The sequence below is a fragment of the Caulobacter sp. FV1ye6ST genome (assembly GCF_058681225.1).
This window is the reverse complement of the sequence record NZ_CM178733.1, coordinates 4,352,705-4,373,396: the sequence shown is the minus strand read 5'-3', so window position 1 is coordinate 4,373,396 and position 20,692 is coordinate 4,352,705. Positions and strand designations below refer to the sequence as shown.

Here is a 20,692-nt window from a genome sequence, read left to right as displayed (position 1 = left end):
CTACTTGCCGCCCGCATAGTCCTTGATCAGGGCAAAGAGGAAGTCGCGCCCGTCATAGAGCGACTTGACCCGGATACGCTCGTTCAGGCCGTGGATGCCGTCGCCGTCCGAGCCGCCGAACAGGCCCGAGACGCCATAGGTCGGGATGCCGGCGGCGTTGGTATGAACACCGTCCGTGGCGCCGGTCAGCAGGATCGGCACGATCGGCACGCCGGGCCACAGCTTGGCGGCTTCCTTCTCGATCGGGCCCATGATGGCGGGCGTCAGCGGCGGAGGCGGCGAGACGGGATTGGCCTCGTGGGCCTGGGTCACGACGACGGGCGCGCCGGCCAGTTCGGCCAGCTTGGCGCGGACCTCCTCGACCGGCGTGCCTGGCAGGATGCGGCAGTTGACGTTGGCCGTGGCGCGCTGGGGCAGGGCGTTGGGCGCGTGGCCGGCATTGACCATCGTGGCCACGCAGGTGGTGCGCAGCATAGAGTTCCACATCGGGTCCGCGGTCACCGTCTTCAGGGCGGCGGGATCATTGATGTTGGCGACCAGCGCCTTCATCGCCGCCGCCTGCTCGGCCGGCACGCGGGCCTGCATCCTGGTGAAGTAGCCGCGCGTGGCGTCGTTGAAACGCGGCGGGAAGCCATAGGCGCCGATCCGGTCCAGGCCCGCCGACAGCTGGTAGATGGCGTTGGCCGGCACGGGACGGCTGGAGTGGCCGCCCGGATTGGTCACGGTCAGGGTGAAGTCCTGATAGACCTTCTCGCCGCCCTGCACCTCCAGCACCACCGGCTTGTCGTGTTCGTCCAGCAGGCCGTCGGCGCCCTCGTTCAGGGCGAATTCGGCGTCGACCAGTGGGCGGTGGTTCTTCACCAGGTCCTCGATGCCGTTATAGGCCTCGCTCTCCTCGCCGCAGGTCAGGGCCATCTTGATGTCGCGCCTGGGCTTGAAGCCGGCCTGCTTCAGGCGGACCAGGCTGTCGACCCAGATGGCCGCCTGGGCCTTGTCGTCCGACGTGCCGCGCCCGAAGAAGTAGCCGTTCTCCTCGACCAGCTTGAACGGATCGCGGGTCCAGTCGGCGCGGTTGGCCTCGACCACGTCGATATGGGCCAGCAGCAGCATGGGTTTGGATTTCGGGTCGGCGCCCTTGAGGATAGCGACCAGGCTGCCCTCTTTGGGATGGCCGTCGGCGACCACGACCTTGACGTCCTGCGCCGGGAAGCCCGCCGCCTTCAGCCGCGCGCCCATGGCCTCGGCCGCCTGGGTGCAGGAGCCGACCGACAGGGTGGTGTTGATCTCGACGAGCTCCTTATAAAGGTCGCGGAAGGCCAACTGGTCGGGGCGGACGGTCTTGGGCGGTTCGGCGACCTGCGCGCTCGCCGTCGTCGCCAGGGCCGCGAGGGCGCCCGCCATCATCCACATCGACCGTTTCATCCGTACTCTCCCCAATGAAGTTGGGCGGGAGGAGAGCCCGCCAGCGCCCGCCGCGCAAGGGCCGCCGTTAACGCCTCGTTAGCAAAGGACTGGCTTTTCGTGAGGCCGGGAAAAGGCGATGGTGCGAGAACACATGATGAACGCGAATCGCACGCCAATCCGAATCCTGGGACTCGATCCCGGTCTGCGCCGCACTGGCTGGGGCGTGCTGACGGTCGAGGGCTCGCGCATGAGCCACGTCGCCCACGGGGTGATCGTTCCCGACGAGAAGGCCGACTTCGCCCAGCGCCTGCTGCACCTGTTCGAAGGCATCTGCGCGGTGATCGAGCAGCACAAGCCCGACGAGGCGGCGGTCGAGGAGGTGTTCCTCAACACCAACGCCCAGTCGACGCTGAAGCTGGGCCACGCCCGGGCCGCCGCCCTGATCGCGCCGGCTCGCGCCGGGCTGCCGGTCGCTGAGTATTCCACACGCTTGGTCAAGAAGGCGGTGGTCGGCACCGGCGCGGCCGACAAGGCCCAGATCGGCTTCATGATCGCGCGCCTGCTGCCCACGGCGGGCAAGACCACGGCCGACTGCGCCGACGCCCTGGCCGTCGCCATCACTCACGCCAATCTGCGCGTCGCCAACCGGAGGGTCGCATGATTGGAAGGCTGAGGGGCGCCGTCGCCGAGGTCGGCGAGGAAGAGGCCCTGATCGACGTCATGGGCGTCGGCTACGTCGTCCGCTGCGGCCATCGCACGCTCCAGCGCCTGCCGGCCCTGGGCGAGGAGACGCTGCTGCACATCGAGAGCCAGTGGAGCGAGAGCGCCGGCCTGCGGCTCTACGGCTTCGCCACGCGCGAGGATCGCAAGGCGTTCGTGCTTTTGCAGGCCATCCAGGGCGTCGGCCCCAAGGCGGCCATGGCGGTGCTGGACGTGCTGTCGCCGGCCGAGCTGGCCTCGGCGGTCGCCCGCGAGGACAAGGCCGCCGTCGGCCGCGCCAATGGCGTGGGGCCGAAGCTGGCTTTGCGCATCGTCACAGAACTGAAGGACAAGCCGATCACCGACGGGCCGGTGCTGACGGCGGCCCCGACGTCGACGTCCTCGAGCCCGGCCAAGCCCGCGCCGACCGGCGACGCCGTCGCCGCCCTGATGGGCCTGGGCGTGGCCGAGGTCAACGCCCGCCGCGTGGTCGAGGCGGCGGCTATTCAGTTGGGTGAAGAGGCGAGCGTGCAGGCGCTGATCAAGGCCGGGTTGCAGGAGCTGGGGCGTTGACCCGTGTGATCTCCGGCGAGCCCCAGCAGGGCGATCAGGTCCCCGCGACCGACCGCGCGCTGCGGCCCCAGACCCTGGCCGAGTTCGTCGGTCAGGAGCAGGCCAAGGGCAATCTGCGCATCTTCATCGAGGCCGCCAAGGGACGGGCCGAGTCTCTCGACCACGTGCTGCTGTTCGGCCCGCCGGGCCTGGGCAAGACCACCCTGGCCCAGATCATCGCCCGCGAACTGGGCGTCAATTTCCGCGCCACCTCCGGCCCGGTGCTGAACAAGCCCGGCGACCTAGCCGCGATCCTGACCAATCTCGAGCCAAACGACGTCCTGTTCATCGACGAGATCCACCGCCTGTCCTCGAACGTCGAGGAGATCCTCTACCCGGCGATGGAGGACCACGTGCTGGACCTCGTGATCGGCGAGGGGCCCTCGGCCCGCTCTATCCGCATCGACCTGGCGCCCTTCACCCTGGTGGCGGCGACCACCCGGGCGGGGATGCTGGCGACCCCGCTGCGCGACCGGTTCGGCATTCCGATCCGGCTGGAGTTCTACACCCCGGCCGAGCTGCGCCACGTGCTGCTGGGCGCGGCCCGCAAGATGGGCGCGCCGCTGTCCGAGGACGGCGCCGACGAGATCGCCAAGCGGGCGCGCGGCACCCCGCGCGTCGCCGGCCGCCTGCTGCGCCGGGTCCGCGACTTCGCCGAGGCCGACGGCGCCAGCGTCATCGACCGCAAGGCCGCCGGCCTGGCGCTCGCCCGTCTCGAAGTGGACGAAGTGGGCTTGGACAGCCTCGACCGCCGCTACCTGCGCGCCCTGATCGAGCACTATGGCGGCGGCCCGGCGGGCGTGGAGACCATCGCCTACGCCATCGCCGAGGCCCGCGACGCCGTCGAGGACGTCATCGAGCCCTATCTGATGCAGCAAGGGTTCATCCAGCGCACCCCACGCGGCCGCGTCGCCTGCGGCAAGGCCTATCTGCACCTGGGGCTGAAGGCGCCGCCGACCCCGACGGGGCAGGGCGGGTTGTTCGGGGACGACGTTTGACCCTGCTCTTTGCGGCGCGGGATTAATCGTCCTGGCGTGCGCCGTGGCGGATGCGCAGGATGATCACGGCGTCTTCCCGAATCCGGTACCGGATCAGATACGGGTGGATGATCGCCAGTTCGCGAAGTCCACGGGGCGCTTCTCGGCCCCGCTCGGGATGGTCGGCCAGGCTGTTGGCGGCCGCTTGCGGTCTGCGAGCCAGCCGCACCGCCGCTGGCGCATTGAACGCCGAGACGTAACCGTAAATGCTCTTGAAATTGGCGACCGCCTCGGCGGACCAAATGACTTGCCGCACTAGTCGCCGACTTCTGGCGGAGGCCGCGGATCACCTTCGACCAATGAGGCCAGCCAGCGGCTGACGGCCTCGTGGCTGATCACGCGACCGGCCGCGACGTCCGCCTCGGCCCGCGCGTCGGCGGCCGCTTCGGCGTCGTTGTCGATCTCATCGAAGATGCCGGGTTCGATCTTCATAGCTCAAACGCTAGCACAAAAAGAGAACATGTCCAGCGCTCGGCGTCTGGGTCGAGCGACATTGTGTGGCTGACGTCGCAGGCCTCCCACTGCTAAGCAGTCCCCATGACCACCCCGCCCGTACCCACCGCCCATGAGCCGACGGCCGGCATGTTTTCCGGCCGCGAGCATCAACTGCCCGTGCGGATCTATTACGAGGACACCGACTTCTCGGGCATCGTCTATCACGCCAACTACCTGCGCTACATGGAGCGGGGGCGTAGCGACTTCTTCAGGCTGGTCGGGATTTCGCACACGGAGCTGGCCAAGGCCGACACGGCGTTCGCGATCATCCACATGACGCTGGACTTCAAGCGCTCGGCGCGGATCGACGACGCGCTGATCGTGCGCACGACCTATGACCGGGTGAAGGGCGCGCGGCTCTATGTCAGCCAGAAGGTGACGCGCGGCGACGAGGTGCTGGTCGAGGCCCGGGGCGAGGCGGTCTGCATCACCCTGGACGGCCGTCCGCGTCGTCCGACCACGGAGATGCTGGCCCAGCTGGCGCCGTGGCTCTTGGTCGACGGCGAATAAACAAACATCGTTTTTCGGGATCGCTCGACGATTGTCATAGTTTCACCCAAGCGTCGCTTCATGCCATACGGCGCGTGCTAGAGCGTGACAGCCAAAAGTGGACACCGGTTTTGGCGACCGTCACGCTCCAAATGTAGAATTGTTCTTCAGACGCCCCAACGGAGCCAAACCCGCATGGACGCCTCGGCAGCCGCCCCGAATTTCTCGTTCTTCGCCCTGTTCATGCAGGCCGACTGGGTCGTCAAGGCCGTCATGATCGGTCTGATCCTGGCGTCTCTGGGCTCGTGGGCCGTGATCCTGGACAAGCTGGTTCGCTTCACGGGCCTGAACCGCGCCGCCGACCGCTTCGAGGAGCAGGTCTCGGGCGGGCGTTCGCTGGAGGACGTCGCGGGCGAGGCCGGGGCCAATCCGCGCCACGCCCTGCCGCGCATGTTGCAGGCGGCGCTGAAGGAATGGCGCGACGCCAAGACCAAGGGCGCTATGAGCGAGAATCAGGCCGGTTTCCTGATCGCCCGCATCGACCGCATCCTGGACGCCCAGATCGCCCGCGAGAACGCCAAGGTCGAGGAAGGCCTGGGCAGCCTGGCCATCGTCGCCACGGCCAGCCCGTTCATCGGCCTGTTCGGCACGGTCTGGGGCATCATGCACGCCTTCCAGAACATCGCGATCTCGAAGAACACCTCGCTGGCCGTCGTGGCCCCGTCGATCGCCGAGGCGCTGTTCGCCACGGCCGTCGGCCTGATCGCCGCCATCCCGGCCTATATCGCCTACAACAAGTTCTCGACCGACGCGGGCAAGTACGCCGGCCGCCTGGAAGGCTTCGCCGACGACCTGTCGACCGCGATCCAGCGTCGCCTGTCGGACCGGGTCTAGACCGATGGCGATGTCGTCCAACGACGCCTTCGCGACGGCCGGCGGCCGGGGCCGTCGTCGTCGCGGCCGCCGCTCGCGCGGGGCGCTGTCCGAGATCAACGTCACGCCGCTGGTCGACGTCATGCTGGTGCTGCTGATCATCTTCATGATCAGCGCGCCGCTGCTGACCGCCGGCGTGCCGCTGGAGCTGCCCAAGACCGAGGCCGCCGCCCTGCAGAACCAGGAAGAGCCGATCACGGTGTCGATCAACCGCGAGGGCAAGATCTTCGTGGGTGAAAACGAGATCCCGTTCCAGAACCTGGCCCCGCGCCTGACCGCGATCGCCGGCAGCGGCTACGACAAGCCGATCTTCGTCCGCGCCGACGGCGGAGCGACCTATGCGGTCGTCGCCCAGGTGATGGCGGGCTTGTCGAACGCTGGCTTCAGCAAGATCAACCTGATCACCGAGACGGGCGGTCCCTCCACGGGCGCGGCGCCGAAGGATGCTCAGCCGGAGGGCTCGAGCGACCTGCGGCCGGCGCAATAGGGGCCGCCAGGAAAGCTTGATGAGCGCTCGCCGCGAATCCCCGATCTCTCCAGGCCTGCTGGCCTCGATCGCGCTGCACGGAGCGGTGGCGGCGCTGATCGCGTTCGGCCTGCCGTGGAAACAGTCCAAGCCGATCACCATCGGCGAGTCGGTGCCGGTGACCATCGTCACCAACGGCCCGACCAATGTGCGTCCCGCCGAGGAAGCGCCCGAGGAGCAGACGGCCCAGACGCCTGACCCCGCGCCCGAGGCCACGCCGCAGCCGCCGGCGCCTGAACCCGCGCCGAAGCCGACGCCCGCGCCCGCGCCGCCGCCGAAGCCCACACCGACGCCGAAGCCCGCGCCGCCGACCCCGACCCCCCCCAAGCCCGCGCCGACCCCAAAGCCGACGCCCGCGCCCGCGCAGGCCAAGCCGACTCCGGCCAAGAAGCCCGACACCGACTTCTTCGCCTCGCTGGAAGCCTCGATCGCCAAGTCCAAGAAGGCGACGGGCAAGCCGACCGCCAACGCGCCCAAGGGGGCGGCCCGCGCGGAGACCTCGGTCTCGGCTCGCCCGGCCATGGGCGCGGCCACCGGTCTTTCAGCCGCCGCGCTGGGGCGCCTGCAAGGCGAGGTTCAAGACCGCTGGAACCCCAACTGCGAGGTCGAGGGCGGTTCCGACGTCAATGTCCGCGTGATCTTCGTGATCGGGCCGGGCGGGCGCGTCGTCGGCCAGCCGGAATCGCCCGGCATCTCCTCGCCCAATCCCGTCGTGAAGGCGGCCTCGGACCGCGCCATACGCGCGCTGTTCGCCGCCTCGCCGTTCGCCTATCTGCCGTCCGACCTGTACGGTCAGAAAATCGCCCTCAACTTCAACGCAAAAGAGGCCTGTTCGCGTTGAGGATTGGCATGACGAAGAAGGAAGCTCCGATGCGCCTTAAAGCCCTGATGCTGATGGTCGCCGCTCTGCTGAGTGGCGCGGCCTTCGTCACCCCGGCCGCCGCGCAGATCGAGGTCAACATCAATTCGGGCGCGGTCAAGCCGCTGCCGATCGCCGTGCCGGCCTTCTCCGGCACGACGCGCGGGGCCGAGATCGCCCAGGTCATCACCGGCAATCTCGAGCGCTCGGGCCTGTTCCAGCCGCTGAACGTCGCGGGCGTCCCGGACAAGCTGCAGGACGTCAACGTCCAGCCGCGCTTCCCCGACTGGCAGGCCACGGGCGCCCAGGCGCTGATCAACGGCCAGGTCACGGTCGGCCCCGATGGCGGCCTGCGCGTCGACTTCCGCCTGTGGGATGTCTTTTCGCAGCAGCAACTGCTGGGCCTGCAATTCTCCTCGACGCCCGACAACTGGCGGCGGGTGGCCCACAAGATCAGCGACGCCGTCTATGAGCGCCTGACCGGCGAGAAGGGCTATTTCGACACCCGCGTGGCCTTCGTCGCCGAGAGCGGCCCGAAGCTGGCCCGCGTGAAGCGCCTGGCGATCATGGACCAGGACGGCGCCAACCCGCAGTACCTGACCGACGGCTCGTACATCGTCATGACGCCGCGCTTCAGCTCGACCAGCCAGGAGCTGACCTACATGGCCCTGCGGCCGACGGGTTCGTCGATCTATCTGCTGAACCTGGAGACCAGCCGCCAGGAAACTGTCGGCAAGTTCCCGGGCATGGTGTTCGCCCCGCGCTTCTCGCCGGACGGCAGCAAGGTGGCGTTCTCGGTCGAAAAGGCCGGCAACAGCGACATCTATCTGATGGACCTGCGTAGCCGCGCCACTACCCGCATCACCACCGACCCGGCCATCGACACCTCGCCGTCGTTCTCGCCCGACGGAACGAAGATCGCCTTCAACTCCGACCGCGGCGGCCAGGCCCAGCTCTATGTGATGAACACCGACGGCTCGGGCGTGCGCCGCATCTCGTATGGCGGCGGCCGCTACACGACCCCGGTCTGGAGCCCGCGCGGCGACTTCATCGCCTTCACCAAGCAGACGGGCGGCGAGTTCCACATCGGCGTCATGCGCCCCGACGGCGGCGACGAGCGCTTGCTGACCACCAGCTATCTGGACGAGGGCCCGACCTGGGCCCCGAACGGCCGGGTGCTGATGTTCTTCCGCGAGAGCTCGGCCGGCAATCCCAAGCTCTGGACGGTGGACATCACCGGCCGGATCCTGCGGCCGGCGGCCTATGGCGGTTCGGGTTCCGACCCGGCCTGGTCGCCGCTGCTCGACTGATTGACACATCCGTCGGGCAACCTACGTCGAGCTTGAGCGTTCATGGCCCAAGCTCCGGCGCGTAATCTATTCGCGCCGGAAGTGAATCCGTACCTGATGACGAGCTTCTGACATCATTGTGAGGCTTGGTCAGGCATTTCATGGGTCCATTCCAAGCGTTGCGCAGGTATGGATCAGGTCCAGAGTTCGTAGACTGAGGAGAAACTGGATGAGCTTCGACACCCAGCGCGCCATTAGACTGGCGCTCGTCGGCGTGGCGGCCGCCTCGCTCGCCGCCTGCGCTTCGCGTCCGAAGCCCCAGCCCGTCGCGCCGGCGCCGGAGCCCACGCCGGCCGCGCCGAGTCAGCCCTACACCCCGCCGCCGGCCCCGCCGGTCTCGAGCGGCGTTCTGCCGGGTTCGGTGCAGGACTTCGTCGTCAATGTCGGCGACCGAGTCTATTTCGACACCGACGAATATTCGGTCCGCGCCGACGCCCAGCCGGTCCTGGCCGGTCAGGCCCAGTGGCTGAACCGCTATCCGCAGGTCCGTATCCGCATCGAAGGCAATGCCGACGAACGCGGCACCCGCGAGTACAACCTGGCGCTCGGCGCCCGCCGCGCCAACGCCGTGCGTGACTTCCTGATCGGCCAAGGCGTCGCCGCCGCCCGTATCGAGACGATCTCGTTCGGCAAGGAACGCCCGATCGACGCCGGCACGAGCGAAGAAGCCTGGGCCAAGAACCGTAACGGCCACACGGCCATCACGGACGGCGCCCGCTAAGCTGTAAGTCCTGGGGCGGCGCTCAAACGAGTTGCCGCCCTAGTTTTGTCCGCGTCCTATCGGTAGATCACGGTCATGAAGCTGAAATCCGCTCTGCTCGCCGTCCTGTTCGCCTCGACCGCCGCCGTGGCCGTCGCCCAGACCCCGCTGCCCGCCGAGGATCCGCTGGACGATCGCTCGGTCAAGCGCGTCGAGCGCATGGAAAAGGTGGTCCGCGAGCTGCGGTCGATCGTTTTCCAGGGCCGCGACACCGGTAAGCCCGTGGTCGTACAGCCGGCCGAGACCGACGCCCAGATCGCCGCCCTGAACGAGCGCGTCGGCGACCTGGAACAGACCCTGACCAAGCTGAACGGCCAGAACGAGGCCGCCAATTTCGAGCTGACCAAGGCCAATCGCGCCGCCGCCGACCAGAAGGCGCGCGCCGACCTCCTGGAACAGCGGCTGACCGCGCTGGAGAAGTCGATCGCCGACATGCAGGCCGCCGCGGCCGCTCAGGTCAGCGCCCAAGGAACCGGAGGCATGGCGCTGGCCGGCGGGGCCCCGCCGCCGCCCGCGCCCCCGGCCGATCCGGCCGTGGCCTTCAAGCAGGCCAAGGATCTGCTGCTGGCCGGCGACTACGCCAATGCCGAGCAGGCCTTCGCGGCCTATGTGAACAACTATCCGGACAGCGCCAAGGCGCCGGAGGCCCGCTACTGGCAGGGCGAGACCCTGTTCGTGCGCGAGGCCTATACCGACGCGGCCGGCGCCTATATCGGCGCCATCCGCGGCTGGCCGCAGACCAGCTGGGCGCCGGACGCCACGCTGAAGCTGGCCCGCTCGATGGTGGCTCTGAAGAAGACCACCGAGGCCTGCCGCACCCTGGACGAGCTGACCAAGCGCTATCCGAAGGCTCCGGCCCAGGTCATCTCCCGCGCCGCCTCGACCCGCGTCGCGGCCAAGTGCTCCTAGGGACGGTTCGAGCCGCTCTCGACCGGCGGCTTGATCGCGCCTCCACCGCACCGCTGGCCGTCGGCTTCTCCGGCGGCGGCGACTCTCTCTTCCTGTTGAGGACCGTCCTGGACTGGGCGGGCGACCGTCGCGTGCTGGCCCTGGCCGTCGATCACCAGCTTCAGGCTGACAGCGCGCGCTGGACCGCCGACGCCGTCGCCAAGGCGCGGGCCCTGGGCGCGGAGGGCAAGGCTCTGGCCTGGACCGGGGACAAGCCTCCCACGGGTCTCCCCGCCGCCGCCCGCCGCGCGCGTCATGCTCTGCTGGCCGAAGCCGCGCGCGAAGCCGGCGCCAAGGTGCTGCTGCTGGGCCACACCGCCAGCGATCTCGCCGAGGGCGCGGCCATGCGGGCCGAGGGCTCGACCGTTTCCGACCCCCGCGAGTGGGCGCCGTCGCCGGTCTGGCCGGAGGGGCGAGGGGTCTTCCTGTTGCGGCCACTGCTCGGCCTGACCCGCGAGGCGATTCGCCAGGCCCTGGCCGCCGAGGGCGAGGCCTGGCTGGACGATCCGGCCAACGATGACCTCCGCTACGCCCGGGCGCGGGCAAGGGCGTCAGGCCCCGATCAGGTCGCCCCGGCCGGGATCCCATCGCCCTCGCCGCCGGTCTTCGAGATCGACCCCACCGGCGCGATCCGCTTGCCCCGTGATGTCGCCGCCGCCCCTCTGGCCGCCGCCCTGCTATGCGCCGCCGGGACCGAACGGCCGCCGCGCGGCGAGCGGTTGGCGAGATTGGTCGAGCGTCTGCGCTCCAACGAAACCTTCGCCGCCACGCTGTCCGGCGCGCGGGTCGAGGCGGCCGACGATGTTTTGATCTGCCGCGACGCCGGTGAGACCGCGCGGGGCGGTCTCTCGCCGTTGGACCTGTCGCCGGGCCAGACCGGCGTCTGGGATGGCCGCTGGGAGATCACCGCCGGGATCGCCCCGCTGACCGTCGTCGCGTTGAAGGGCAGGGCCGCCAGCCTTTCGCCCCGCCAGCGCGCCCAACTCTACGCCGTCCCCGCCGCCGCCCGTCCCGGCCTGCCGCTGATCGTGGGTCCCGCCGCGGTCCCGTATTCGCCCGCGCTTGACGGCCCGGACCTTGCAGCCGAAGGAGGTGCGTGCGCGCGTCCGCTCGTTCTGGATCGTTTCAAGGCCGCGATCGGCCGGATCGACCAAGAATCCGTGACCTGATGTCACGTCCATGGCGCAAGCGCGCGTGACCCCCTATCTTGGGAGGTCAAGAACCTATTCGTTGGGAAGACGAGGCGTATGAATTTCCGGAACCTGGCCATCTGGCTGGTGATCGTCGCGGTGCTGGCGGGCGTTTTCGTCGTCAGTCAGAACGCCCGCACCAAGGGCGGCGGCGAGATCAGCTACTCGCAGCTCCTCAAGGATGTCGACGCGGGCAAGATCAAGTCCGCCGAGATCGCGGGGCAGACCGTCATGGCCAAGGGCGCCGACGGCAAGGTGCTGACGGTCAACGCGCCCATGAACTCCGACGAGCTGGTCAACCGCATGGTGGCCAAGAACGCCGACGTGAAGTTCAAGAGCGGCTCGATCAGCTTCCTGGCCATCGTGGTCCAGCTGCTGCCGATCCTGCTGGTCGTGGGCGTGTGGCTGTTCTTCATGCGCCAGATGCAGGGCGGCGCCAAAGGCGCCATGGGCTTTGGCAAGTCCAAGGCCCGGCTGCTGACCGAGAACAAGAACCGCATCACCTTCGAGGACGTCGCCGGCGTCGACGAGGCCAAGGAAGAGCTGCAGGAGGTCGTCGACTTCCTGAAGGACCCGGCCAAGTTCCAGCGCCTGGGCGGCAAGATCCCCAAGGGCGCCCTGCTGGTCGGCCCTCCCGGCACCGGCAAGACCCTGATCGCCCGCGCCGTCGCGGGTGAAGCCGGCGTGCCGTTCTTCACGATTTCCGGTTCGGACTTCGTCGAGATGTTCGTCGGCGTCGGCGCCAGCCGCGTGCGCGACATGTTCGAGCAGGCCAAGAAGAACGCCCCCTGCATCATCTTCATCGACGAAATCGACGCCGTCGGTCGCCACCGCGGCGCCGGCCTTGGCGGCGGCAACGACGAGCGCGAGCAGACCCTCAACCAGTTGCTGGTCGAGATGGACGGCTTCGAGGCCAATGAAGGCATCATCCTGATCGCCGCCACCAACCGTCCCGACGTGCTGGACCCCGCGCTGCTGCGTCCGGGCCGCTTCGATCGTCAGGTCGTGGTTCCGAACCCGGACGTCGCCGGCCGCGAGAAGATCATCCGCGTCCACATGAAGAACGTGCCCCTGGCCGCCGATGTCGACGTCAAGACCCTGGCGCGCGGCACCCCGGGCTTCTCGGGCGCCGATCTGGCCAACCTGGTCAACGAAGGCGCCCTGCTGGCCGCTCGCAAGAACCGTCGCATGGTCACCATGCACGACTTCGAAGCGGCCAAGGACAAGGTCATGATGGGCGCCGAGCGCCGCTCGATGGCCATGAGCGACGCCGAGAAGAAGCTGACCGCCTATCACGAGGGCGGCCACGCCCTGGTGGCCCTGCGGGTCCCCGTCGCCGATCCGGTCCATAAGGCGACGATCGTGCCGCGCGGCCGCGCCCTGGGCATGGTCATGCAGTTGCCGGAGGGCGACCGTTACTCGATGAGCTACGACATGATGACCTCGCGCCTGGCCATCATGATGGCCGGCCGGGTCGCCGAGGAGCTGATCTTCGGCAAGGAGAAGATCACCTCGGGCGCGTCCAGCGACATCAGCGCCGCCACCAGCCTGGCCCGCAACATGGTCACCCGCTGGGGCTTCTCCGACGAGCTGGGCACGGTGGCCTATGGCGACAACCAGGACGAGGTGTTCCTGGGCCACTCGGTCGCCCGCACCCAGAATGTCTCGCCCGAGACGATGATCAAGATCGACAAGGAAGTCCGTCGCCTGGTCAAGAGCGGCGAGGACGACGCCCGCAAGATCCTGACCGAAGAGCTCGACAACCTGCACGTGGTCGCCAAGGCCCTGCTGGAGTTCGAAACCCTGAGCGGCGAGGAGATCATCGGCGTCATGAAGGGCGAGGTCCCCAAGCGCGACGAGGACGAGAGCAACAAGGAAACGGTCACCGCGCCGTCCCTGGTGCCGCTGTCCCCGGGCGCGGCCGCCAGCGTCACCGCCTGAGCGGCTTAACCCCGACGATCAAAGCCGGCTCGAAAGAGCCGGCTTTTTTCTTGCCGATTTTTCGCCATCTGTCGGCAACCCGACGCCGCCTTGATCGTTGGAGCTTCGCCACGCGTGCGTGGCCTGGGGCCAGTTGCTTTACGGAAGACCATGAGCGCGATCGACGAGCCGCGAGGTTCGCCCACCCAACCGTCGCCGATCCCCGCCTTTCTGAGCGGAGGCGGCGAGATGGCCGTCGCGGTGGCGGAACGCGACTGGTCGGCGACACCGTTCGGTCCGCTGGACGCCTGGCCGCCCGTTCTGCGCCAGGCGGCCTCGATGGTGCTGAACGCGCCGATCCCGTCGGTGCTGGTCTGGGGCGATCAGGAGGTCATCCTCTACAACGCGCCCGGCGGCGACTTCCTGGGCGCCGCGGGCCCGGCGGCCCTGGGCCAAAGGTTCGCCGAGGTGTTCCCGATCGCCGAGGGCGCGGCGCTGCTGGCCAGCGCCAGGGCCGGCGACGGCCTGGTGCGCGAGAGCGTCGGCTTCATCCGTCCCAACGGCGAGCCGGCGTGGTGCAATCTGCTGTTCACGCCCGTACGCGGCGACACCGGTACGGTCGAGGGCGTGATGTGCGTCTGCAACGACATCACCGCCCGGGTCCTTCGCGAACAGGCCCAGGACGCCGACCAGCAGCGCTATCGCCTGCTGTTCGAGTCGATGGACGAGGGGTTCTGCGTCATCGAGTTCTTCGACGGCCCGCATGGACCGCTCAGCGACTACATCCACATCATGGCAAACTCGGCCTATGAACGGCACGCCGGCATCCCCAATGTCGTGGGCCAGACGCTGCGCGAGATTGTCGGCGACGAGGCCGACGCCTGGGCCGAGCGCTACGGCGCGGTGTTGCGCACGGGCGAGCCGATCCGCTTCGAACAGGAGCTGGTGGCCACCGGCCGGCACCTGTCGCTGTCGTCGTTCCGCATCGAGCCGCCCGAGCTGAAGCAGGTCGCGGTGCTGTTCCAGGACATCACCGCGCGCAAGTGCGCCGAGGCCGAACTGCGTCGGCTGAACGAGACGCTGGAAGCCCGCGTGACCGAAGCCCTGGCCGAGCGGGAGCGGACCGAGGAGGCGTTGCGCCAGGCCCAGAAGATGGAAGCGGTCGGCCAGTTGACCGGCGGGCTGGCCCACGACTTCAACAACCTGCTGGCCGGCATTTCGGGCTCGTTCGAGATGATCGGGGCGCGGCTGGCCCAGGGCCGGACGTCCGACGTCGAGCGCTATCTGGCGGCCGGCCAAGGCGCGGCCCGGCGGGCGGCGTCCCTGACCCATCGCCTTCTGGCCTTTTCGCGCCGCCAGACCCTGGCCCCCAAGCCGGTGGTCATCAACAGGCTGCTAGCCGACTTCGTCGAACTGGTGCGCCGCACGGTCGGACCTGGCGTCGAGGTCGAGATGATCGCCGCCACGGGCCTGTGGTCGACCCTGGTCGACGCCAACCAGCTCGAGAACGCCCTGCTGAACCTTTGTATCAACGCCCGTGACGCCATGCCGGACGGGGGAAAGATCACGCTGGAGACCGGCAACCGCTGGCTGGACAGCCGCACCGCCCGCGAGCACGGGCTGGAGCCGGGCCAGTACGTCTCGGTCTGCGTCAGCGACACCGGCACGGGCATCGACAAGGCGACCCTGGAGCGGGTGTTCGACCCGTTCTTCACCACCAAGCCGCTTGGCCAGGGCACGGGCCTGGGGCTGTCCATGGTCTATGGCTTCGCCCGCCAGTCGAACGGTCACGTGCGGATCTATTCCGAGGTCGGGCAGGGGACGATGGTCTGCCTCTACCTGCCGCGCCACCTGGGCGCTGAGCAGGGCGACCTGACGCCCGAGCCCGTCATCGGCCCGCCGGTGGTTCCGGCCGGCAAGACGGTGCTGGTGGTCGACGACGAGCCGACCGTGCGGATGCTGGTTGTCGACGCCCTGGCCGAGCTGGGCTTCGCCTGCCTGGAAGCCCAGGACGGGGCCTCGGGCCTGCGTATGCTGCAGTCCAACGCCAAGATCGACCTGCTGATCACCGATGTCGGCCTGCCCGGAGGACTGAACGGTCGCCAGGTCGCCGACGCGGCTCGGGCCCTGCGGCCGGACCTGCGGGTGCTGTTCATCACCGGCTATGCCGAGAACGCCGTCCTGAACCACGGCCACATCGAGCACGGCATGGAGGTGTTGACCAAGCCCTTCGCGGTCAGCGACCTGGCCGGCCGGGTCGACCGGATGCTGCGCGAGGCGTAGAACCCCGCGATGGCTATTCTCGCGCGCCCCCCTCGGGCCCGTCCCAGGGTCATGGGGATCGTCAACGTCACGCCTGACAGCTTCTCCGACGGCGGCAAGTATCTCGGCGCCGCCGACGGCATTGAACACGCGCGTCGGCTGATCGCCCAGGGCGCCGACATCCTCGACATCGGCGGCGAGAGCACCCGGCCGGGCGCGGCCCCGGTCTCGGAGTTCGACGAGATCCTGCGCGTGGTCCCGATCATCGAGGCGATCCGCGCGGCCAGCGATATCCCGATCTCGATCGACACCATGAAGCCCGGCGTCGCCCGCGCGGCGATCAGGGCCGGGGCGAGTATCTGGAACGACGTGGCCGCCCTGCGCTTCGCGCCCGAGGCCCCCGAGGTCGCCGCCGAACTGGGCTGCGAGGTCGTGCTGATGCACATGCTGGGTCAGCCGGGGACCATGCAGGACGACCCGCGCTACGATGACGTGGTCGCCGAGGTCGAGGCCTTCCTGTTGGCGCGGGCCTTCACGGCCATGGCCGCCGGCGTGGCCAAGGAGAAGATCTGGCTGGATCCGGGCATCGGCTTCGGCAAGACCCTGGCCCACAACCTGGCTTTGCTGAAGGCCCTGCCGCGGCTCACAGCCCTGGGCTATCCGATCCTGCTGGGGGCCAGTCGCAAGCGCTTCATCGCCGGGCTGGACCCGTCGGCGGGCGAGGCCGCGGATCGTCTGGGCGGCTCGCTGGCCGCGCATCTGGCCGGCGCGTCAGCGGGCGTGGCCGCGGTGCGGGTCCACGACGTGCGCGAGACGGTCCAGGCCCTGGACGTCCAGGCGGCCATCGCCGGCGCTTAGGCGGATCCCTTCTCCTTCAAGGGGGAAGGGAGTTTCCGGTCATCCGATTTCCGCTTAAACACCGTCCATGTCCCAAGCTTCCCTAGGCCGCGTCCTCGTCATCGCCGGATCGGATTCCGGCGGCGGCGCGGGGATCCAGGCCGATATCAAGACCATCACCGCTCTGGGCGGCTACGCGGCCACCGCGATCACCGCCGTCACCGTGCAGAACACCCTGGGCGTCAGCGGCGTCCACCCGATCCCGCTGGACGTGATCGCCGCCCAGGCCCGGGCGGTGCTGGACGATATCGGCGCCGACGCGATCAAGACCGGTATGCTGGGCGATGTCGGCGTGGTCGAGACCGTGGCCGCCGCCATCGATCACGCGGGCAAGATTCCCGTCGTCGTGGACCCGGTGATGATCGCCAAGGGCGGCGCATCCCTGCTGGCCGACGCCGCGATCGGCGCGGTCAAAAGCCTGATGATCCCGCGCGCGGCGCTGCTGACGCCCAATGCGCCCGAAGCCGCCGCCCTGACCGGCCTGATGGTCGAGACCACCGACGACCTGCGCCGTGCCGGCGAGGCTCTCCTGGCTATGGGCGCCAAGGCGGTGCTGATGAAGGGCGGCCACATTGACGGCGATCGCGTCGTCGACGTGCTGATGACCCCCGGCGGCGAGACTAGCTTCGAGGGCGAGCGGATCGAGACCCGCCACACCCACGGCACTGGCTGCACCCTGGCCAGCGCGTGCGCCACGGGCCTGGCCCAGGGCCTGTCGCTGAACGAGGCCGTCGCCCGGGCCTGGAACTATGTCCACGAGGCCATGCTGCGCGCGCCGGGGTTCGGCGCGGGTCATGGCCCGCTGGATCACGGCTGGACGCTGCGCTCATGACCGACACGCTGGAAGACCGCCTGCGCGAGATCGTCCGCGCCACGCCCACGACCTGGCAGGTGCTGCGCACCGTCCGCGACCTGGATCTTCCCGACTGGATGATCTTCTCCGGCGCGGTCTATCAGCCGGTCTGGAACGCCTTGACGGGCCGTGATCTGGCCTATGGCATCAAGGACTATGACGTCGCCTATCACGACGACAGCGACACCAGCTACGAGGCCGAGGATGTCGTGATCCAGCGCGTGGCCGCCGCGTTCGCGCCGCCGCTGCGCGAGCTGGTCGAGGTTCGCAACCAGGCCCGGGTGCATCTGTGGTTCGAGAAGAAGTTCGGCGCTGACGAGCCCTATCCGCCGCTGGAGGACAGCGCCGCGGCCCTGAAGCGCTTCGTCGCCACCGCCTTCTGCGTCGGCGTGCGGCTCGAGGCTGACGACAGCTTGAGCGTCTGGGCGCCATTCGGCCTGGAGGATCTGTTCGCCATGCGCCTGCGGCCCAATCCGCTCCGCGTCAAGGGCGCGGGCGGCTGGGCGCGCACGACGGGCTCGGCCAAGGCGCGCTGGCCGGAGATCACCGTCGAGGGCTGATTGTCACCGGGACAATAAAGCCTTTGCCCATCGTTCCGCCCGCGCATAACAGCGAAGTCCATCCGAGGAGCTTCCCATGCGCCAGTGGACCATCGACGCCTTCGCCAGCGGCCCGTTCAAGGGCAACCCCGCCTGTGTGGTCGAGCCTTTCGAGGCTTGGCCCTCCGCCGTGTGGATGCAAGCCCTGGCGGCCGAGAACAACCAGGCCGAGACGGCTTATCTGCTGAAGACGAACGACCCGGCGCGCTTTGGCCTGCGCTGGTTCACGCCGGCCCTGGAGGCCCCGCTGTGCGGTCACGCCACCCTGGCGGCGGCGCATACCTTGTTCGAGGAGCTGGGCGTCGACGTTCCGTTGCTGACCTTCGACACGCTTTCGGGCGCCTTGACGGTCAAGCGGACGCGCGACGGGCTTGAGATGGATTTCCCGGCCGATCCGCCGCGCCGGACCAAGGTCCCGGCGGGTCTGGCCGAAGCGTTGGGCGCGCGACCCGTCGAGGTCTGGGCCGGCGCCTATCTGGTCGCGGTGATGGACAGCGAGGCGACGGTGCGCGGCCTGAAGCCCGACCTTGGCCTGATCAAGACGATTCAGGGCGAGGCCACCGGTGGACCGGGCCAGACCATCGTCGTCGCGCTGGCCGATCCGGAACGGCCCTACCAGGTGGTCAGCCGCTTCTTCGCGCCGGGCTTTGGAATCCCTGAGGACCCGACCACGGGCTCGGCTCACTGCATCCTGACGCCGCTCTACGAGGACAAGCTGGGCAAGAGCCCGCTGAAATTTCATCAGGCCTATCCCGGTCGCGGCGGGGACCTGGAATGCGAAAGCCGCGGCGCGCGCGTTCTGTTGCGCGGCCGCGGCTTCACGGTGGTGGAAAGCCGGCTCCGGGTGGAGCCGGCCTAGAGCATTTTCCGACGAAGTGGGTATCGGTTCGTCGTCAGAAAATGCGTCAAAACAAGAGGCTAGAGCATTTCACCGATCCAATTGGAGCGAAAAATGCTCTAGCAGGCTGTTGAAGAAGTCCGTAGCGGGGCGGAGTTCGACATGATTCACTCTTTGGGCGGGAGCTCTGGAGGGGTGGATGCGCGGGTCGGACGAGCGGACGGGGTCGCTGTTCTCATATGTAGATCTGGATGCTCGGGTTCGGCGCGATCATCCCTTGCGGCCGATCCTGGAGATCGCGAACGGGGCGCTTGGGGATTTGAGCGCGGACTTCGCGGCGCTCTATCCGCCGAGGCTGGGACGTCCGTCGATCCCGCCGGAACGGTTGTTGCGCGCCATGCTGCTGCAGGCGTTCTACGGCATCCGATCGGAGCGCCAGTTGATGGAGCGGATGGAGTTTGACCTGCTGTTCCGCTGGTTTGTAGGTCTTGGCGTGGACGATGCGGCCTGGGATCATTCCAGTTTCACCAAGAACCGCGACCGGCTGTTGGCGGGCGAGATCGCCGGCAAGTTCCTGCGCGCGGTGCTGGCCCAGCCTCGGGTGAAGCGGCTGATGTCGTCAGACCACTTCTCGGTGGACGGCACGCTGATCGAAGCCTGGGCGTCGACCAAGAGCTTCCGCAGGGTCGATGGCGACGACAGCGATCCCGAGGGGCCGGGTCGCAACGCCGAGCGCGGCTTCCACAAGGAGAAGCGTTCCAACCAGACGCACCGCAGCACCACCGATCCTGAGGCTCGGCTCTATAAGAAGGGCGACGGCCAGCCGGCGAGGCTCTGCTATATGGGCCACGCCCTGATGGAGAACCGCCATGGCCTGGTGACGGATGGTGGGGTGACCCTGGCCACGGGCACAGCCGAGCGCGAGGCGGCTGTGGCGATGCTGGACCGAAGAAGCGGCCGGCGTCGGATCACCCTGGGCGCCGACAAGGCCTATGACGTGCGCGACTTCATTGGCCAACTTCGGGCGCGCCGGGTGACACCGCACATCGCCGTCGATGGCCACCTGTCCAAGCTGGGCAAGCCGCGCTCGACCGCCATTGACGGCCGCACCAAGCGCCACCCCGGCTATGCGATCAGCCAGCGATGTCGCAAGCGCATCGAAGAGGTGTTCGGCTGGATCAAGGGCTCGGCCGGCCTAGCCAAGGTCAAGGTGCGCGGCCGCGCCAAGGTCGACGCCGCCTTCACCCTGGCGCTGGCGGCCTACAACCTGATCCGTCTGCCCAAGCTCCTGGCGGCCCCGGCATGAGCGTCCTGGGCCAGTGGCGCATCGTCCAGACGCCCGACTACACTGACGACTATCGGGACATGATGGAGCCCGCCTACATCCTCTTCGAAGCCACCCATGGCCAGTTCGCCTTCGGCTGCGTCACTGGCGCCTTCGCCGCCGCCGGCGACCACGACGCCGTGCAGTTCGACTGGCGCGGAAACGACGAAATGGATGAGGCCCAGGGCGACGGATGGGCTCAACTCCAGCCCGACGGCTCCCTCAAGGGCCAGATCTGCTTCCACGGCGGCGACGAAGCCAACTTCATCGCCAGACGGGAGGCTTCTTCAACAGCCTGCTAGAAGGGGCTAACCCTTAACGACGCGGGCCGTGGCCGTAGCCGTAACCGTAGTCGCGGTCGTGGCGCTCGTAGCGGATCTGGGCGCTGATGCGGTCGAAGCGGCGATCCAGGTCGGCGCGTTCCCAGCCGCTGAGGCCGCCGCGACGATACTGGCGCTCGAGGCGTTCGGTGTCGCGCAGTTCGGCGCGCAGGCGATAGGCCTCGCCGCGGGTCAGCGAACCGTTGCGCACGCCGATGTCGATGCGACGGTCGAGCATGGCCTGGCGGTCGTTGACCGACTGGGCCGAGGCGATGGCGGGAACGGCGGCGGCCGACAGGGCCGAGACCGCGGCGATCGAAATCAGGATCTTTTTCATTGGTTCGGTTCCTCTCTGAAACTTATCCCGTCGCTCCGGGG

Annotated in this window: 22 protein-coding genes and 1 pseudogene; 19 read left to right on the top strand and 4 right to left on the bottom strand. The window is 68.6% G+C overall.

Features of this window, described 5'->3' with window-relative positions; genetic code table 11:
• Positions 1-1,422, bottom strand: a complete 1,422-nt coding sequence (locus tag ACW175_RS20760) for a M20/M25/M40 family metallo-hydrolase (RefSeq protein ID WP_492101835.1) — start codon at positions 1,420-1,422, stop codon at positions 1-3.
• Between the two features lie 121 nt (positions 1,423-1,543).
• Between ACW175_RS20760 and ruvC the strand changes: the two genes are divergently transcribed.
• From ruvC to ruvB, 3 genes are read left to right on the top strand one after another with little or no spacing between them, the layout of a single operon-like run.
• Positions 1,544-2,065: a crossover junction endodeoxyribonuclease RuvC gene (ruvC, locus tag ACW175_RS20755; RefSeq protein WP_492105022.1), complete on the top strand. Its 522-nt coding sequence runs from the start codon at positions 1,544-1,546 to the stop codon at positions 2,063-2,065.
• Complete coding sequence (ruvA, locus tag ACW175_RS20750; RefSeq protein ID WP_492101834.1) at positions 2,062-2,676, top strand: Holliday junction branch migration protein RuvA; 615 nt, start codon at positions 2,062-2,064, stop codon at positions 2,674-2,676. Before ruvC ends, ruvA begins: the two co-directional genes overlap by 4 nt.
• Positions 2,673-3,713 carry a Holliday junction branch migration DNA helicase RuvB gene (gene ruvB / locus ACW175_RS20745; RefSeq protein WP_492101833.1) on the top strand — a complete coding sequence of 347 codons (1,041 nt, stop codon included), beginning with the start codon at positions 2,673-2,675 and terminating at the stop codon, positions 3,711-3,713. Before ruvA ends, ruvB begins: the two co-directional genes overlap by 4 nt.
• 22 nt (positions 3,714-3,735) lie before the next feature.
• On the opposite strand, the gene ACW175_RS20740 is transcribed toward ruvB, so the two are convergent.
• Together ACW175_RS20740 and ACW175_RS20735 are read right to left on the bottom strand one after the other, a co-directional pair.
• Entirely contained in the window at positions 3,736-4,008 is a 273-nt protein-coding gene (locus ACW175_RS20740) for a type II toxin-antitoxin system RelE/ParE family toxin (RefSeq protein WP_492101832.1), read from the bottom strand.
• Positions 4,008-4,184, bottom strand: coding sequence for a CopG family transcriptional regulator (locus ACW175_RS20735; protein ID WP_492101831.1), 177 nt, complete (start codon positions 4,182-4,184; stop codon positions 4,008-4,010). Before ACW175_RS20735 ends, ACW175_RS20740 begins: the two co-directional genes overlap by 1 nt.
• 105 nt (positions 4,185-4,289) lie before the next feature.
• Here ACW175_RS20735 and ybgC point away from each other — a divergent pair, with 105 nt between their 5' ends.
• The 16 genes and pseudogenes from ybgC to ACW175_RS20655 all read left to right on the top strand — a co-directional run bounded on the left by ybgC (position 4,290) and on the right by ACW175_RS20655 (position 20,296).
• Positions 4,290-4,757 (top strand): tol-pal system-associated acyl-CoA thioesterase, encoded by a 468-nt coding sequence (gene ybgC, locus ACW175_RS20730; protein ID WP_492101830.1) that lies wholly within the window; start codon positions 4,290-4,292, stop codon positions 4,755-4,757.
• 174 nt (positions 4,758-4,931) lie between these two features.
• Complete coding sequence (gene tolQ / locus ACW175_RS20725) at positions 4,932-5,630, top strand: protein TolQ (protein WP_099581245.1); 699 nt, start codon at positions 4,932-4,934, stop codon at positions 5,628-5,630.
• A 4-nt stretch (positions 5,631-5,634) separates the two neighbouring features.
• Positions 5,635-6,156 carry an ExbD/TolR family protein gene (locus tag ACW175_RS20720; RefSeq protein ID WP_492101829.1) on the top strand — a complete coding sequence of 174 codons (522 nt, stop codon included), beginning with the start codon at positions 5,635-5,637 and terminating at the stop codon, positions 6,154-6,156.
• Between the two features lie 19 nt (positions 6,157-6,175).
• A complete protein-coding gene (gene tolA, locus ACW175_RS20715) occupies positions 6,176-7,036 on the top strand; it encodes a cell envelope integrity protein TolA (protein ID WP_492101828.1) in 861 nt (286 codons plus the stop codon).
• Between the two features lie 29 nt (positions 7,037-7,065).
• Complete coding sequence (tolB, locus tag ACW175_RS20710) at positions 7,066-8,364, top strand: Tol-Pal system beta propeller repeat protein TolB (protein ID WP_492105021.1); 1,299 nt, start codon at positions 7,066-7,068, stop codon at positions 8,362-8,364.
• Between the two features lie 193 nt (positions 8,365-8,557).
• Positions 8,558-9,124: a peptidoglycan-associated lipoprotein Pal gene (gene pal / locus ACW175_RS20705; protein ID WP_492105020.1), complete on the top strand. Its 567-nt coding sequence runs from the start codon at positions 8,558-8,560 to the stop codon at positions 9,122-9,124.
• A 75-nt stretch (positions 9,125-9,199) separates the two neighbouring features.
• Entirely contained in the window at positions 9,200-10,072 is an 873-nt protein-coding gene (ybgF, locus tag ACW175_RS20700) for a tol-pal system protein YbgF (protein ID WP_492101827.1), read from the top strand.
• On the top strand, positions 10,063-11,280 hold the full coding sequence (gene tilS, locus ACW175_RS20695) for a tRNA lysidine(34) synthetase TilS (RefSeq protein ID WP_492101826.1): 1,218 nt from the start codon (positions 10,063-10,065) through the stop codon (positions 11,278-11,280). The genes ybgF and tilS overlap by 10 nt, the downstream gene beginning before the upstream one ends.
• 78 nt (positions 11,281-11,358) lie before the next feature.
• Positions 11,359-13,242 (top strand): ATP-dependent zinc metalloprotease FtsH, encoded by a 1,884-nt coding sequence (gene ftsH / locus ACW175_RS20690; RefSeq protein ID WP_492101825.1) that lies wholly within the window; start codon positions 11,359-11,361, stop codon positions 13,240-13,242.
• Positions 13,136-15,504: pseudogene (locus ACW175_RS20685) on the top strand (hybrid sensor histidine kinase/response regulator); the annotation flags it as partial. The gene ftsH and the pseudogene ACW175_RS20685, both read left to right, overlap by 107 nt.
• A gap of 9 nt (positions 15,505-15,513) precedes the next feature.
• Positions 15,514-16,341 (top strand): dihydropteroate synthase, encoded by an 828-nt coding sequence (folP, locus tag ACW175_RS20680; protein WP_492101824.1) that lies wholly within the window; start codon positions 15,514-15,516, stop codon positions 16,339-16,341.
• A gap of 67 nt (positions 16,342-16,408) precedes the next feature.
• Positions 16,409-17,212 carry a bifunctional hydroxymethylpyrimidine kinase/phosphomethylpyrimidine kinase gene (gene thiD, locus ACW175_RS20675; RefSeq protein WP_492101823.1) on the top strand — a complete coding sequence of 268 codons (804 nt, stop codon included), beginning with the start codon at positions 16,409-16,411 and terminating at the stop codon, positions 17,210-17,212.
• Positions 17,209-17,793, top strand: a complete 585-nt coding sequence (locus tag ACW175_RS20670) for a nucleotidyltransferase family protein (protein ID WP_492101822.1) — start codon at positions 17,209-17,211, stop codon at positions 17,791-17,793. The genes thiD and ACW175_RS20670 overlap by 4 nt, the downstream gene beginning before the upstream one ends.
• A 76-nt stretch (positions 17,794-17,869) precedes the next feature.
• A complete protein-coding gene (locus tag ACW175_RS20665) occupies positions 17,870-18,691 on the top strand; it encodes a PhzF family phenazine biosynthesis protein (protein ID WP_492101821.1) in 822 nt (273 codons plus the stop codon).
• A gap of 178 nt (positions 18,692-18,869) precedes the next feature.
• Complete coding sequence (locus ACW175_RS20660; RefSeq protein ID WP_492101777.1) at positions 18,870-19,976, top strand: IS5 family transposase; 1,107 nt, start codon at positions 18,870-18,872, stop codon at positions 19,974-19,976.
• Positions 19,973-20,296 carry a hypothetical protein gene (locus ACW175_RS20655; protein WP_492101776.1) on the top strand — a complete coding sequence of 108 codons (324 nt, stop codon included), beginning with the start codon at positions 19,973-19,975 and terminating at the stop codon, positions 20,294-20,296. Before ACW175_RS20660 ends, ACW175_RS20655 begins: the two co-directional genes overlap by 4 nt.
• A gap of 13 nt (positions 20,297-20,309) precedes the next feature.
• Here the strand turns inward: ACW175_RS20655 and ACW175_RS20650 are convergent, their stop codons facing one another.
• Positions 20,310-20,651 carry a hypothetical protein gene (locus tag ACW175_RS20650; protein ID WP_492101820.1) on the bottom strand — a complete coding sequence of 114 codons (342 nt, stop codon included), beginning with the start codon at positions 20,649-20,651 and terminating at the stop codon, positions 20,310-20,312.
• Positions 20,652-20,692 lie beyond the last annotated feature (41 nt).

Bases quoted from the DNA above. Each gene is read 5' to 3' on its own strand.
- ACW175_RS20760 (WP_492101835.1), bottom strand. From the start codon at position 1,422: ATGAAACGGTCGATGTGGATGATGGCGGGCGCCCTCGCGGCCCTGGCG.
- ruvA (WP_492101834.1), top strand. From the start codon at position 2,062: ATGATTGGAAGGCTGAGGGGCGCCGTCGCCGAGGTCGGCGAGGAAGAG.
- ACW175_RS20735 (WP_492101831.1), bottom strand. From the start codon at position 4,184: ATGAAGATCGAACCCGGCATCTTCGATGAGATCGACAACGACGCCGAA.
- ybgC (WP_492101830.1), top strand. From the start codon at position 4,290: ATGACCACCCCGCCCGTACCCACCGCCCATGAGCCGACGGCCGGCATG.
- tolQ (WP_099581245.1), top strand. From the start codon at position 4,932: ATGGACGCCTCGGCAGCCGCCCCGAATTTCTCGTTCTTCGCCCTGTTC.
- ACW175_RS20720 (WP_492101829.1), top strand. From the start codon at position 5,635: ATGGCGATGTCGTCCAACGACGCCTTCGCGACGGCCGGCGGCCGGGGC.
- tolA (WP_492101828.1), top strand. From the start codon at position 6,176: ATGAGCGCTCGCCGCGAATCCCCGATCTCTCCAGGCCTGCTGGCCTCG.
- tolB (WP_492105021.1), top strand. From the start codon at position 7,066: ATGCGCCTTAAAGCCCTGATGCTGATGGTCGCCGCTCTGCTGAGTGGC.
- ybgF (WP_492101827.1), top strand. From the start codon at position 9,200: ATGAAGCTGAAATCCGCTCTGCTCGCCGTCCTGTTCGCCTCGACCGCC.
- ftsH (WP_492101825.1), top strand. From the start codon at position 11,359: ATGAATTTCCGGAACCTGGCCATCTGGCTGGTGATCGTCGCGGTGCTG.
- folP (WP_492101824.1), top strand. From the start codon at position 15,514: ATGGCTATTCTCGCGCGCCCCCCTCGGGCCCGTCCCAGGGTCATGGGG.
- thiD (WP_492101823.1), top strand. From the start codon at position 16,409: ATGTCCCAAGCTTCCCTAGGCCGCGTCCTCGTCATCGCCGGATCGGAT.
- ACW175_RS20670 (WP_492101822.1), top strand. From the start codon at position 17,209: ATGACCGACACGCTGGAAGACCGCCTGCGCGAGATCGTCCGCGCCACG.
- ACW175_RS20665 (WP_492101821.1), top strand. From the start codon at position 17,870: ATGCGCCAGTGGACCATCGACGCCTTCGCCAGCGGCCCGTTCAAGGGC.
- ACW175_RS20660 (WP_492101777.1), top strand. From the start codon at position 18,870: ATGCGCGGGTCGGACGAGCGGACGGGGTCGCTGTTCTCATATGTAGAT.
- ACW175_RS20655 (WP_492101776.1), top strand. From the start codon at position 19,973: ATGAGCGTCCTGGGCCAGTGGCGCATCGTCCAGACGCCCGACTACACT.
- ACW175_RS20650 (WP_492101820.1), bottom strand. From the start codon at position 20,651: ATGAAAAAGATCCTGATTTCGATCGCCGCGGTCTCGGCCCTGTCGGCC.